Source organism: Micromonospora citrea, assembly GCF_049629545.1.
GTDB classification, from domain to species: domain Bacteria; phylum Actinomycetota; class Actinomycetes; order Mycobacteriales; family Micromonosporaceae; genus Micromonospora; species Micromonospora citrea_A.
The window spans coordinates 1-14,053 of record NZ_JBNADX010000009.1 but is presented as its reverse complement, the minus strand read 5'-3'; the positions used below and the strand labels follow the sequence as shown (position 1 = coordinate 14,053).

The 14,053-nt window shown below is 70.6% G+C and carries 8 protein-coding genes and 2 rRNA genes; 3 read left to right on the top strand and 7 right to left on the bottom strand.

Annotation, left to right across the window (positions count from 1 at the left end):
• Positions 1–10: 10 nt before the first annotated feature.
• Together ACPFP2_RS12165 and ACPFP2_RS12160 are read right to left on the bottom strand one after the other, a co-directional pair.
• On the bottom strand, positions 11–175 hold the full coding sequence (locus ACPFP2_RS12165; protein ID WP_334457566.1) for a hypothetical protein: 165 nt from the start codon (positions 173–175) through the stop codon (positions 11–13).
• On the bottom strand, positions 172–1,890 hold the full coding sequence (locus tag ACPFP2_RS12160) for a hypothetical protein (protein ID WP_424088999.1): 1,719 nt from the start codon (positions 1,888–1,890) through the stop codon (positions 172–174). The genes ACPFP2_RS12165 and ACPFP2_RS12160 overlap by 4 nt, the downstream gene beginning before the upstream one ends.
• A 150-nt stretch (positions 1,891–2,040) precedes the next feature.
• On the opposite strand from ACPFP2_RS12160, the gene ACPFP2_RS12155 reads away from it, so the two are divergent.
• Positions 2,041–4,428 (top strand): hypothetical protein, encoded by a 2,388-nt coding sequence (locus ACPFP2_RS12155; protein ID WP_424088998.1) that lies wholly within the window; start codon positions 2,041–2,043, stop codon positions 4,426–4,428.
• Between the two features lie 12 nt (positions 4,429–4,440).
• Here the strand turns inward: ACPFP2_RS12155 and ACPFP2_RS12150 are convergent, their stop codons facing one another.
• Complete coding sequence (locus ACPFP2_RS12150) at positions 4,441–5,196, bottom strand: FkbM family methyltransferase (RefSeq protein ID WP_424088996.1); 756 nt, start codon at positions 5,194–5,196, stop codon at positions 4,441–4,443.
• Positions 5,197–5,365: 169 nt separating this feature from the next.
• On the opposite strand from ACPFP2_RS12150, the gene ACPFP2_RS12145 reads away from it, so the two are divergent.
• Positions 5,366–6,589 (top strand): polysaccharide biosynthesis protein, encoded by a 1,224-nt coding sequence (locus tag ACPFP2_RS12145; protein ID WP_424088995.1) that lies wholly within the window; start codon positions 5,366–5,368, stop codon positions 6,587–6,589.
• Between the two features lie 67 nt (positions 6,590–6,656).
• Here ACPFP2_RS12145 and nudC read toward each other — a convergent pair whose 3' ends face one another.
• Positions 6,657–7,571, bottom strand: coding sequence for an NAD(+) diphosphatase (gene nudC, locus ACPFP2_RS12140; RefSeq protein ID WP_424089316.1), 915 nt, complete (start codon positions 7,569–7,571; stop codon positions 6,657–6,659).
• Positions 7,572–7,749: 178 nt separating this feature from the next.
• On the opposite strand from nudC, the gene ACPFP2_RS12135 reads away from it, so the two are divergent.
• On the top strand, positions 7,750–9,567 hold the full coding sequence (locus ACPFP2_RS12135) for a VanW family protein (RefSeq protein ID WP_424088993.1): 1,818 nt from the start codon (positions 7,750–7,752) through the stop codon (positions 9,565–9,567).
• 63 nt (positions 9,568–9,630) lie between these two features.
• Here the strand turns inward: ACPFP2_RS12135 and ACPFP2_RS12130 are convergent, their stop codons facing one another.
• From ACPFP2_RS12130 to ACPFP2_RS12120, 3 genes are all read right to left on the bottom strand, one after another.
• Positions 9,631–10,257: an NADPH-dependent F420 reductase gene (locus ACPFP2_RS12130; RefSeq protein WP_424088991.1), complete on the bottom strand. Its 627-nt coding sequence runs from the start codon at positions 10,255–10,257 to the stop codon at positions 9,631–9,633.
• Between the two features lie 297 nt (positions 10,258–10,554).
• Positions 10,555–10,671 (bottom strand): 5S ribosomal RNA (gene rrf, locus ACPFP2_RS12125).
• A gap of 78 nt (positions 10,672–10,749) precedes the next feature.
• Positions 10,750–13,858, bottom strand: a 23S ribosomal RNA gene (locus ACPFP2_RS12120).
• Positions 13,859–14,053 lie beyond the last annotated feature (195 nt).

Below are 14,053 nucleotides of genomic sequence, written 5' to 3'. Positions count from 1 at the left end.
CGACGGTGGTTCAGCGCGTGCCGTACAGCGTGCTCTCGGAGCTCTGCTCGCTCACCTTGGTGTTGGCGGCCTCCTTGGCGGACGGGCTGAGCGCATTCGCCAGACCGACGCTGCCGAGCAGGCCGAGCACGACCCCGAGCACCCCGACGGCGACGAACGCGGGCAGGTTCCTCATCCACCTTCTCCTTCCGCGGGACTCGCGTGCCGGGACGCTACCACGCGCCGCAGCACCTGCGCAGTGCCCGAAAACCCGATGGCCAACACCACCGTTCCGGCCAGCAGGTGGGCGTAACCGACCGGACCGGGGCCTTCCCGGCCGGTCGGGGCCGTCCCGGCCGGGTTCTCGTAGAGGGTCAACTCCGGCCCGGCGTGGGCCAGGCGCAGCCCGACCAGCGACGCCGCGGGCACCGCCGGGCCCGAGGCCCGCTGCACCAGCACCCAGCGCGCCCCCATGCCGGCCAGCGGGCGGCCAGTGGCGAGCAGCTCACGCACCTGGGCCGCGCGCGGGTCCTCCTTGCCGACCGCTACGTCACCCACCCACAACGTGTCGTCGATCAGCACCGGCGACGACAGATACCGCGGGGCCGGGTCGATCACCACCCGGCCGTCGTTCCAGGCGTACCGCTGGTACTCCTGGAACGGCAGGGAGATCACCTCGCCCGGCCGGTCGGCCACCTGCCGGGCGACCACCGCCCAGTCGGCCGGGTAGTGCACCGGCGTCAACCGGCCGAGCGCCCCGAAGGCCAGGTCGGGCAGGAGCGCCACCGGCAGCATGGCCGCGCCGACCAGCAGCACCGTGCCGGTGGCCCGGTCGAACCGGGTGGCCAGCCGGTCGGCGAGCCGTTCCGCGCCGAGCGCCACGGCCACCGCGAGGGCCAGCGCGTACGGCACGAGCAGCTTCTGCCCGTCGCGGACGAGCCCGCCCCCGGGCGCCGCGTCGACCAGCCAACCGAGCAGCGCGGCCCCACCGGGCAGCACGCCGAGCGCCGCCACCAGCCACGACCCGGCGGCCAGCACCAGCAGCCGCGCGGGCGCGCCGGCCGGCCAGCGCCGGCGCAGCAGCGACACGCCGTACCCGGCGAGGAGCAGCAGCAGCACGGTGGCCAACGGCACGAACACGGCCTGGCGGGACGCCGGGACGGTCAGCGCGTTCCAGATCCCGCCGGTGCCGGCGAGCGCGACCAGCGACCCGCCCCAGTTCTCGGCACGGGCGGCGAAGGCGGGCACCCCGGCCGGGTCGGAGCGGCCCCCGGTGGCGCTGCCCAGCCCGGCCACCAGCCACGGCGCGTTGAGCAGCACCGTCACGGCGAGCCCGGTGCCGGCCCGGCGGGCGGCGCCCGGGTAGCGGCCGGGCAGCAGCACCGCCACCGCCACCAGGGCGATCAGCCCACCGGTCGGGGTGATCGCGGAGACCGCCGCCGCCAGCAGCAGCCCCGGCAGCGCCCCGGGCCGGCCCGCGCGCACCCCGAGCGCCGCCGCCACCAGCCAGGGCAGCATCGCGTACGCCAACAGCAGCCCCCACTGCCCGAGCAGCAGCCGCTCGGCCAGGTACGGCGTCCAGGCGTAGCCGAGGGCGGCGACCACCCGTACGGCGGTGCGGGTGGTGGGCACCAGCCGGGCGGCGCCGAGCGCGGCGAACCAGAGGATCGCCACCAGCACCAGCCGTTGCAGCAGCCAGCCGGGCACGAGCTGGGTGGCGAGCGCGACCACGGCGTCCTGCGGCACGGCCCGGGGCAGCGCCGAGGCCGGGGCGATCACGTCCCAGCTCAACGCCTGCCGGGGCACGAAGACCATGTCGTAGCGGAGGACGTACCCGGGCAGGGCCAGCGGGGCGAGCACCACCACCGCCACGGCGGCGGCCACGCCGTACGGCACCAGCCGTCCACGCATCCGTCGACCCCCACCTGCCTGCCGGGCGCGACCCGACCGCGCCGTGGTGGCTCGCCACTGTACGCGACCACGACCGCGCTCCGGCGACGACCGGGAACCACCCGATGACCTGATGGGACGCCAGGTCGCCGGTGTGGCAGTCTTCCCGCCATGGCATCGACCGGCACGACCAACGCCCCCGAAGGGACCGGCCTCGTCGGCGGCTGGGCACGCGCCCACCCGGTCCGGGCGGTGGCCGCCGCCATGATCCTGGTCAGCCTGGTCTGGCGGGCACAGCTGGCCTCCCGCGGCTACCTGGCGGTCGACGACTACATGCTGATCGCCCGGGCGGCGGAGGCCGACCTGACCCCGGGCTTCCTGCTCACCCTCTACAACAATCACTTCATGCCGGCGGCGCTGCTCATCACCTGGCTGGTGACCCGGGCGGTCGGCCTCGCCTACTGGCCGTACGTCCTGATCCTCACCGCCGCCCAGGCGGTGCTCGCGGTGAGCTTCGCCCGGCTGCTGCGCACCCTGGTCCGCCCCGGCTGGGCGCTGCTGGTGCCGCTGGCGGTGTTCCTGTTCAGCCCGCTGACCCTGGAGGCCACCTCCTGGTGGGCGGTCGGGGTCAACATGCTGCCGATGCAGATCGCCATGGTGCTCGCGGTCAGCGCGCAGGTCCGGTACGTGCGCAGCGGCCGGCGGCGGCACCTGGTGACCCTCGGCCTGGCCGTGCTCCTCGGGCTGCTCTTCTTCGAGAAGGCGCTGCTGGTGGTGCCGCTGGTCTTCCTGCTGACCACGTTCCTCTTCGTCGGCGGCCCGCCGGTGCGCGCGGTGCTGACCACCGTCCGCCGCTACTGGCCGTCGTGGCTGGTGCTGACCGCCCTGTCGCTGGGCTTCCTCGCGCTCTACGGCTCCCGGGCGGAGTCCTCGCTACGCCGGCCGGACTCGCTCGGTGAGGTGTTCTCCTTCCTGTGGCAGTTGCTCGGTTCCACCGTCGTACCGGGTCTGCTGGGCGGGCCGTGGCGCTGGCTGCCGGCCGGTGACGGCGCCCCGGTGACCGCGCCGCCCGAGCTGGGCCGGTGGATCGCCTGGGTGGCGTTCCTGGTGCTGGTGGTGCTGACCGTCCGGCTGCGCCGGGTCGCCGGCCGGGCGTGGCTGCTGCTGGCCTCGTACCTGACCCTGGTGACCGCCCTGCTGGCCGCCACCCGGCTCGGCTCGATCTACAGCGACGTCGCCGGCGCCGTCCCCCGCTACGTCAGCGACGTCGTGGTGGTGGCCGCGCTCTGCATCGGCGTCGCGCTGCTCGGGCTGCGGCCCGTGCCGGACCGCTTCGCCCCGGCCGACCCGCCGCGGGCGGACCCGGGCGACGACCCCCAGCCGGCCACCGGCAACGGCAACGGCGACGGGGACGGGGACGCCGAGCGGACGGACGGCGAGCCGGCCACGGCGACCGACGGCGAGCCCGTCCGCGCCGCGACCGGGAGCGCCGGCGCCCACGACGAGGACCCGGAAATCGCCACGGTCGAGCAGGTGACGCCCGACGTGGAGCGCCCGGCCGACTCGGAGCCGGCCCCCCGGGTCGCCGTCCCGGCCGCCGCCCACGGCGTCATCCACGCCGAGTACGACGACTACGATCTCCGACCCCCGGTCCGCCCGCCGGCGGCGCGACCGTTCGACGCGCCACCACAGCGCGCGGGCGCGGCCGCCGGGTCGACGCCGCCGACCGCCACCGGCGCGCCCCCACCCACCGCAGCGCCGGTCCGGGCGGACCGGGCCGAGGACGCGACCCGGGCGGCGACCCCGGCCGTCCGGCCCACCGGTGAGCCGGAGCAGCCGGCCGTACCGGCGGCGTCCACGGGCGGGCACGACCCGGAGGACCCGGCGCCCCCGGCCGTGCTGGTACGCCACCGGGAGGCGGTCTCCGCCGGCCTGGCCATCGCGCTGGTCGCCGGTGGTCTCGGCACCGCCTGGACGACGGCCCGCTTCGGCGACGAGTGGGCGGTCAAGGCCGGACGCACCTACCTGGACACGGTCCGGGCCGAGCTGGCCGCCGCCCCGCCCGGCACGGTCTTCTTCGACCAGCCGGTCCCCGGTGACGTGGTGCCCGCGCTCTCCGCGCCGTACAACCGGCAGTCGAAGTTCTTCCGCGCGCTGCCGGAGCGGCCGGTCTTCGTCACCGAGGCGGAGGCGCCGTCCCTGTTCGACCGCACCGGCCGGATCACCCCGGTCCGGATCGACGGACCCACCGCTCAGCCCGGCCCGGAACAGGCCTGCGGCTGGAAGGTCACCGACGGCGAGGCGGTGCGGATGCCGCTCACCGGGCCGCGCGACGACTGGTTCTGGGTGGTCCGGATCGGCTACCTGAGCTCCGGCGACAGCACGGCCACGTTCCGGTTCGGCGGCAGGGAGAAGCGGTTCCCGGTGAAGACCGGGCTGAACCAGACCTTCTTCGAGTTCACCGGCGGCGGCGACACCGTCGAGCTGAGCGTCGCCGACCCCGACGTCACGCTCTGCACCAACGAGGTCGCGGTCGGCAGCCCGGTCCCGCAACAGTGACGCGTCGGCCGGTCACTCCGGCCGGAACAGCACCGAGTTGACGTACCGGGGGCGGGGCCAGAGCACGCGGCGGGCGAAGCTCTGCCCCACCCGGGCGATCGCCTCCCGCTGGTGCCGCCCGAGGTCGAAGTCGGCCAGCGGCACCCAGGTACGCCCCGGCAGCACGTACCCCCGGTAGCCCCAGCCGGTGAGCAGCTCCAGCAAGGGCTCCACGGGCTGGATCCGCTCCTCGACCTCGATCAGCAGCACCGGCCGGTCCCGGCGGACGGTCTCCGACCCGCCGCGCAGCGCGGGCAGCTCGTGCCCCTCGATGTCGAGCTTGACGAAGCGCACATCGGTCAGGCCGAGCGAATCCAGGGTGATCCGGCGGACCTGCACCGGGCTGCCCTGTTCCGGCTGCTCCAGCGAGGAGGTGCCGACGATCGCGCCGCCGTCGGGCAGGTAGAGTGCGGCGGTGCCCCCGTGGTCGGAGACGGCCGCCTCGACCACCTCGACGGTGGGGAAGGCGGCCCGCAGCTGGCGGGCCAGCGGGGGCGTGGGCTCGACCGCGACGACCCGGTCGGCGCGGCGCAGCAGGCGGGCGGTCCACGGGCCGTACCAGGCGCCGACGTCCACCGCGGTGCCGCCGCGCGGCACGAAGTCGGCCAGCCGGGCCAGCTCCGGCTCCACCCGGGGATAGACCAGCCGGATCCCGTCCGCCACCCACCGCTCCGGCAGCTTCGCGGCCAGCCCGGAGGTGGCTGCCGCGGCCACGTTCGTCGACGCCATGGGGCAGCACACTAGCCCCTTCCCGGCTCCGGGGGCAGGGGTCGCCGGTGCGGGGCTGACGGCCGGTCGGGCGGGCGGTACTGTCTCCCCGGTCGGGCCGGAGCGTCACGGCCGTCCGCCGGCCACGACGCGCACGGTCTTCGAAGCAGCGCAGGCCACTCGGGGCGGCATGACACAGGCCATTGGCAGGGACACCGGCGCGGGGCGGCTCGGAGCCGCCGGCGTCGCCGTCACCGTGGCCACGACCCTGAGCAACGCCCTGGCCTACCTGGTGCCGGTGCTCGGCGCCCGGCGGCTGGACGCGGCCGACCTCGGCGCGCTGGCCACGGTGCTCGCGCTGGGCGCGATCGCGGCCGTGCCCGGCTTCGGCCTGCAGATCGCCGTCGCGGTACACCGCGCCCGGCACGGCCCCACCCACACCCGCCGCCTCGCGCTGCTCACCGCGACGCTCACCGCCGGGGTCACGGTCGGGGCGGCGCCGCTGCTGACCGTCCTGCTGCGGCTGCCGGTGACGCTGACCCTGCTACTCGCGGCGACCACCTTCGCCACCGTGCTGGCCGGCCGCTGGCTCGGCGAACTCCAGGGCGACCAGCGCTTCCTGCGCCTCTCCATCGCGATGACCCTGCTCGCCCTCGGCCGCTACGGCGGTCTGATCGCCGGTCTGGCGCTCGGCGGTGGCGCGGTCACCGCCCTGCTGCTCGCCACGGTCACCGGGCTGCTCGCCCTGCCGCTGCTGGCCCGCCTCGCCCGCCCCGCCCGTTCCGGGCCGCCCGCCGCACCGGCCACCACGCGGGACCGCGACCTGCGACCCGGGCACGTGATGACCGCGTGCACGGCAACGCTGGCGATGCTCACCATCTCGTACGCCGACCTGATCCTCGCCCGGCAGCTGCTGCCGGCGGCCGGTTCCGGCGCGTACGCGGTGGGCTCGGTGCTCACCAAGGGTGCGCTGTGGGCGCCGCAGGTGGTGACCCTGCTCGCGCTGCCCCGGCTCGCGCGGGGCGACCGGCGGGCCCGCGCGCTGGGGCTGGCCGTCATCCTCGCCTGCGGCGCGGTGCTGGTGGCGGCCGCCGAACTCGGCGGCGAGCTGGCGTTCCGGCTCGCCGGCGGCGCCGCCTACCTGCACCTGGCGGGCGAGGCCCCGCTCTTTGCCGCCACCGGCGCCCTGTACGCGGTGGTCTTCATGCTGGTCAACGACCGGGTGGCCAGCGGTGTCCGGTTCCCCGCCGCGCCGCTCTGGGTGGCCACCGCCGGCCTGGCCGCGGCGGCCCTGCTGGTCGCGCCACGCACCGTTGAAGGGGTGCTCGCCTGCGCGCTCGGCACCGCCGCCGTGACCGCCGCCGTGATGACCTGGCTCGTCCTGCGCCCCCGCGACCGGTCCGGTCGGCGCTGACCCGACCCGGCCCGTCGGCGCGGCGTGTACGGCCGCCCCGGTCGGCCTCGGTGGCCCGGCCGTACGGTCAGTCGCCGGCGGCGAGCCAACCGGTGAGCAGGTGATGGTCGATCGAGTCGACCCGGCCGAGGGTCCGCCCGGCGGCCACCCGCTCGCGCAGCTCGTCGCGGGTGAACCAGCGCGCCTCCAGCAGTTCCTCGCCGTCGACCCGGACCTCCTCGGACCCGGCGGTGGCCCGGAAGCCGACCATCAGTCCGGCCGGGAAGGGCCACGCCTGCGACCCCTGGTACGACAGCGCGGTCACGCTCACCCCGGCCTCCTCGGCCATCTCCCGCCGGACGGCGTCCTCCAGGCTCTCGCCCACCTCGACGAACCCGGCGAGCGTCGAGTACGACCCCTCGGGCGCCCCGGCGTGCCGGGCCAGCAGGCAGCGGTCCGGCGCCTCGGGTGTCTCGGGGGACTCGACCAGCACGATGATCGCCGGTTCGATCCGCGGGAAGATCAGCCGGCCGCAGCGCGGCCCCGAGCAGGCGCGCACGTGCCCGCCGTCACGGGGCACCGTCGCCGACCCGCAGCAGCCGCAGTAGCGCTGCTGCCGGTGCCAGTGCAGCAGCCCCCGGGCGTACGCCTGCACCGCCGCGTCGGCCGGGGCGAGCCGCCCCACCAGGGCCCGGACGTCGACGGTCGAGACGGCTCCGGCCAGCCGCACCGCCTCCGGCCCGGTCCGCTCCGACAGGTCCAGGGCGAAGACCGGCACGTCGTCGTCGAGGCCCAGGAAGACGGGCTCGTCGGCGGCGGCGAGCAGGTCGGTGGCGTCGGCCAGGGCGAGCCGGACGGGGGCCTGACCGGCGTCGACGAGACAGTGGTCACGCCAGAGGGGGAGCAGCACCCCGCCGGGGTTGCCCAGCCGGGCGGAGATCCACTCCCGGTCGGCGCGCAGCGCCCCCGCCCGGTCCAGCCACCCGCCGCCGTACGCCATCATCCGATCGCCCACCGCGACACCGTGCCACGGCCGTCACCCGGCGCGGCGACCGGGCCCACCCCCGCCGACACGCGGTGGGGCACGGATGGCCGGGCGCACAGTGTCGAGCGGTCCGCGCGTTCGTTACCGTAGTTGCTTCCGGGGGCCCGCAACCCCCACGTGGTACGTCCCGATCGAGGTGGCTGTGACCCTTTACGGCGACAAACGTCTCTCCGACGACCGGCCCACGGTGCAGGTCACCGCGGTCACCTGGCCCGGTGACGAGGAGCCGCCGCCGGGCGGGAAGTCCGCCGGCCCGACCGGCGGCCTGCGGTCGCGCCGGGTCAAGCTGCTGCTGGCCGGCGGGCTGACCGCCGCGGTGCTGGCCGGCGTCGGCGGTGTCGGCGCCTACGCGTACGCCGGGGACGTCCCCCGGGGCACCACCGTGCTCGGGGCCGAGCTGGGTGGTCGCAGCCGGGCGGACGCGGCGAAGGAGCTCCGCGCCGAGTTGGAGCGCCGGGCCGCGACGTTGAACGCGCCGCTGACCGTCGTGGTGGGCGAGACGAAGGCGGAGATCGTGCCCGCCGACGTCGGGCTGGCGGTGGACGTCGACGCCACGGTGGCCGCGGCGGCGGAGGCCGACGCGCACCCGGTGAGCCGGCTGGTCGGCTCCCGCACCGTGGAGCCGGTGGTGACGGTGGACGCCGCCAGGCTCGACGCCGCGCTGCGCAAGGTACTGGGCAAGCAGGGCCGGGACATGACCATGCCGGCGATCATCTTCACCGGCACCACGCCGAAGCCGGTCTACCCGAAGCCGGCCCTCTCCCTCGACCCGGACCAGTCCGTCCAGGTGATCAAGGCGGGGTGGCTCGCCGGTGAGCCGGTGACCGTGCCGGTGGTGGAGAAGGCGCCGGCGACCACCCGCGAGGAGGTGGACCGGCTGGTGGCCGAGCTGGCGAAGCCGGCCGTCGCCGCCCCGGTCACCCTCGGCACCGACAAGGGCTCGGTGAGCATCCCACCGTCCGCGATCGCCCGTGCGCTGCGCTTCTCCGCCGACGAGGCGGGCAAGCTCACCCCCCGGGTGGACGTGAAGCGCCTGCGCAGCGCGCTCGGCGACCGGCTGGCGAAGATCGAGGTGCCGCCGAAGGACGCCGGCATGACCATCTCCGGCGGCAAGCCCAAGGTGGTGCCGGGCCAGGCCGGGCAGCAGGTCGACACGGCGGCCCTCGCTCGGGACCTGCTCGCCGTCCTGCCGAGGACCGAGGGGCGGACGGTCACCGGCCAGCTCAAGGCGAGCGAGCCGGAGCTGACCGAGGAGAAGCTGGCCACCCTCGGCATCAAGGAGCGGGTGTCGACCTTCACCACCCGGTTCCCCGGCGGGCTCTCCTCGCCGCGCAGCCAGAACATCATCCAGGCCGCCAAGGACGTGGACGGCACGGTCGTGCAGCCCGGCGAGACGTTCTCGCTCAACGGGCACACCGGGGAGCGTGGCTACGCCCAGGGCTACAAGGACGCGCCGGTGATCGTCGGCGGCAAGCTGGTGCCCGGGGTGGGCGGCGGTGTCTCCCAGTTCACCACCACGCTCTTCAACGCCACGTACTACGCCGGTCTGGAGGACGTCGAGCACAAGCCGCACTCGTTCTACTTCAGCCGCTACCCGGCGGTGATCGAGTCGACCATCTTCTGGCCTGACCTGGACTTCAAGTTCCGTAACAACACCCCGCACGGGGTGCTGATCGACACCTCGTGGACCTCCAGCACCATCACGGTGTCGATCTGGAGCACGAAGATCTACGACAGCGTCAAGACGGAGTACGGGCCCCGCCGCAACATCACCAAGCCGAAGACGGTCTACCTGGAGCCCGGCCCGAGGTGCATCGCGGCCGTGGGCAGCGACGGCTTCAGCCAGGACGCCTTCCGGGTCATCAAGAAGGACGGCAAGGTCGTCAAGCGGGAGAAGTTCAGCTGGACCTACGACGCCGAGCCGCGCTTCATCTGCGCTCCGGAACCCTCCTGACCCCAGGCGCACCGAAGCCCCGCCGGCTCCGTCGCCGGCGGGGCTTCCTGCTGTCGTACGCCCTCAGGGGCGTGCCTCGGCCAGTCCCTGTCGTACGCCGTCCGCGTCGCGGTCGGTGCCGTAGACCGGGGTGTCGGGCTGCTGCCGCCAGCTCTCGTCCAGCGTGCCCGCGTCCACCGGGTCGAAGCCGAGCGAGTCGACGAGCTGCATCACGAGCTGCTTGGCCTCGGCGTCGTCACCGGCGATCGGCAGGGCGATCCGGTCCGGGGCGCCGGCCGGCCGGCCGTTGTCCATGAGGTGCTGGGCCTGGATGTTGTTGAACGCCTTCACCACGCGGGCGCCCTTGAGGTGTTCGGCGGTCCAGCGGCTGGAGCTGAGGCTGCGGTCGAGCAGTTCGGCGATGTCGCCGTCGCGCTGGGGGTAGTAGTTGTCGGCGTCGACGACCACCTTGCCGTCGAAGGGTTCCGCGGGGAGCCCCGGCACCGCCAGCAGCGGGATCGCCACGATCACCAGTTCGGCGTCCTGCGCCGCCTGCTCCAGGGTGCCGGCCGTGGCGCCGGTCTCCTGCGCCAGGTCGGTGAGGCTCTGCGGGCCCCGCGAGTTCGCCACTGTCACGTCGTGCCCCAGGGCGCTCAGCCGCCGGGTGAGGGTCCCGCCGATGTGCCCCGAGCCGATGATTCCGATCTTCATGACCACTCCTGCCTCCGCCGGTCTCCGGCGGTCAGTTCCGGTCGTACGGGGAGCAGGTACCCCGACCGGTCCGCCCCGATTGCGGACGGGGCGTACGCCACGTCACGTTTCCGCCGTCGCGGCGGGGGTCGCGCCGTCAAGGGCGTGTCCCGCACCGACGGTACCGAGGCGGGCAGGGGGATCGGACCGATTCACCGAACGGGTTCGGCGGGATCACATGGCATCGGCCGGCCTGCGGCCCTTTCCAGAAATGCAGTCAGGGCCACCCCGGATAGGGGTGGCCCTGACTATGAAGATGTCCGGCGGTGTCCTACTCTCCCACACCCTCCCGAGTGCAGTACCATCGGCGCTGGAGGGCTTAGCTTCCGGGTTCGGAATGTTACCGGGCGTTTCCCCTCCGCCATGACCGCCGTAACTCTATGAACATGTCAAAACAACCCTTTCGCGGGTGTTCGCTTGTTCAGAGTTGCACAGTGGACGCGTAGCAGCTTGGTAGTCAAGTCCTCGGCCTATTAGTACCGGTCAACTGAACCCGTTACCGGGCTTACATTTCCGGCCTATCAACCCAGTCGTCTAGCTGGGGGCCTTACCCCACAAAGTGGGTGGGATACCTCATCTTGAAGCGAGCTTCCCGCTTAGATGCTTTCAGCGGTTATCCCTTCCGAACGTAGCTAACCAGCCGTGCCCCTGGCGGGACAACTGGCACACCAGAGGTTCGTCCGTCCCGGTCCTCTCGTACTAGGGACAGCCCTTCTCAAGTATCCTACGCGCACGGCGGATAGGGACCGAACTGTCTCACGACGTTCTAAACCCAGCTCGCGTACCGCTTTAATGGGCGAACAGCCCAACCCTTGGGACCTGCTACAGCCCCAGGATGCGACGAGCCGACATCGAGGTGCCAAACCATCCCGTCGATATGGACTCTTGGGGAAGATCAGCCTGTTATCCCCGGGGTACCTTTTATCCGTTGAGCGACACCGCTTCCACTCGCAAGTGCCGGATCACTAGTCCCGACTTTCGTCCCTGCTCGACCTGTCAGTCTCACAGTCAAGCTCCCTTGTGTACTTGCACTCAACACCTGATTGCCAACCAGGCTGAGGGAACCTTTGGGCGCCTCCGTTACCCTTTAGGAGGCAACCGCCCCAGTTAAACTACCCACCAGACACTGTCCCTGAACCGGATAACGGTCCGAAGTTAGATACCCAAATCAACCAGAGTGGTATTTCAAGATTGCCTCCACCCATACTGGCGTATGGACTTCACCGGCTCCCACCTATCCTACACAAGCTAATTCGGATACCAATGTCAAGCTATAGTAAAGGTCCCGGGGTCTTTCCGTCCTGCCGCGCGTAACGAGCATCTTTACTCGTACTGCAATTTCGCCGGGCCTGTGGTTGAGACAGTGGGGAAGTCGTTACGCCATTCGTGCAGGTCGGAACTTACCCGACAAGGAATTTCGCTACCTTAGGATGGTTATAGTTACCACCGCCGTTTACTGGCGCTTAAGTTCTCCGCTTCGCCCCGAAGAGCTAACAGGTCCCCTTAACGTTCCAGCACCGGGCAGGCGTCAGTCCATATACATCGAATTACTTCTTCGCATGGACCTGTGTTTTTAGTAAACAGTCGCTTCCCCCTGCTCTCTGCGGCCATACAACGCTCCACCCGCGCGGGGCTTCACGTCTCCGGCCCCCCTTCTCCCTAAGTTACGGGGGCAATTTGCCGAGTTCCTTAACCACAGTTCGCCCGATCGCCTCGGTATTCTCTACCTGACCACCTGTGTCGGTTTGGGGTACGGGCCGCTCAGAACTCGCTAGAGGCTTTTCTCGGCAGCATAGGATCACTGACTTCACCTGAATCGGCTCGGCATCACGTCTCAGCCTATATGCACCACGGATTTGCCTATGGTGCGGCCTACACGCTTACCCCGGCACAACCACCGGCCGGGATCAGCTACCTTCCTGCGTCACCCCATCGCTTGACTACTACCCGCCAGGTTCCCACGCTCCCCAACCTCAACCCGAAGGTCTTGGCTGGTTTGGGTGGTTAGCACAACGAGGTTCATCAGGGACGCTCTTTCGCGGGTACGGGAATATCAACCCGTTGTCCATCGACTACGCCTCTCGGCCTCGCCTTAGGTCCCGACTCACCCAGGGCGGATTAGCCTGGCCCTGGAACCCTTGGTCATCCGGCGGAAGGGTTTCTCACCCTTCTTTCGCTACTCATGCCTGCATTCTCACTCGTGCCGCGTCCACAACTGGGTCACCCCGCTGCTTCACCCCCGGCACGACGCTCCCCTACCCATCCACACACCTGCACAAGGAATCAAGTCCAAGCGAGGTTGAAATGTGAATGCCACAGCTTCGGCGGTGTGCTTGAGCCCCGCTACATTGTCGGCGCGGAACCACTTGACCAGTGAGCTATTACGCACTCTTTAAAGGGTGGCTGCTTCTAAGCCAACCTCCTGGTTGTCTATGCGACCCCACATCCTTTTCCACTTAGCACACGCTTAGGGGCCTTAGCTGGTGATCTGGGCTGTTTCCCTCTCGACTACGAAGCTTATCCCCCGCAGTCTCACTGCCGCGCTCTCACTTACCGGCATTCGGAGTTTGGCTGATTTCGGTAAGCTTGTGGGCCCCCTAGACCATCCAGTGCTCTACCTCCGGCAAGAAACACGCGACGCTGCACCTAAATGCATTTCGGGGAGAACCAGCTATCACGGAGTTTGATTGGCCTTTCACCCCTAACCACAGGTCATCCCCCAACTTTTCAACGTTGGTGGGTTCGGCCCTCCACGCGGTCTTACCCGCGCTTCAGCCTGCCCATGGCTAGATCACTCCGCTTCGGGTCTAGGACATGCGACTCGATCGCCCTATTCAGACTCGCTTTCGCTACGGCTCCCCCACACGGGTTAACCTCGCCACATGCCACTAACTCGCAGGCTCATTCTTCAAAAGGCACGCCGTCACCCCGCAAGGCTCCGACGGATTGTAGGCGAACGGTTTCAGGTACTATTTCACTCCCCTCCCGGGGTACTTTTCACCATTCCCTCACGGTACTCGTCCGCTATCGGTCACCAGGAAGTATTTAGGCTTACCAGGTGGTCCTGGCAGATTCACGGCAGATTTCAGGGGTCCGCCGCTACTCGGGAACACCCACAGAAGGTCAGCAACTTTCACCTACCGGACTCTCACCGCCTACGGTCAGCCATTCCAGACTGTTCGGCTAGCCACTGACTTTATAACTCCTCGAACAAGTGTCAGCTTGTTCAGCAGGGTCCCACAACCCCGACCACGCAACCCCTGACAGGTATCACACGCAGCCGGTTTAGCCTCAATCCGCTTTCGCTCGCCACTACTCACGGAATCACTAAATTGTTTTCTCTTCCTACGGGTACTGAGATGTTTCACTTCCCCGCGTTCCCCCCACACACCCTATGTGTTCAGGTGCGGGTGACACCACATGACTGGTGCCGGGTTTCCCCATTCGGACACCCTGGGATCACAGCTTGGTTGACAGCTCCCCCAGGCCTATCGCGGCCTCCCACGTCCTTCATCGGCTCCTGGTGCCAAGGCATCCACCGTTCGCCCTTGACAACTTGACCACAAAGATGCTCGCGTCCACTGTGCAATTCTCAACAAACGACCAACCCACAACCAGAAACACCCCACACCAAACGCCACCACAGTGACCGGTATGCAGGGCCAGGTCATGCCTGGCAACCAACCCCCACCACAGGTGAGGTCATGGCTCTGAAAGACAACCCACGGGTTGTTCCTTCAGGACCCAACAGGGTGCT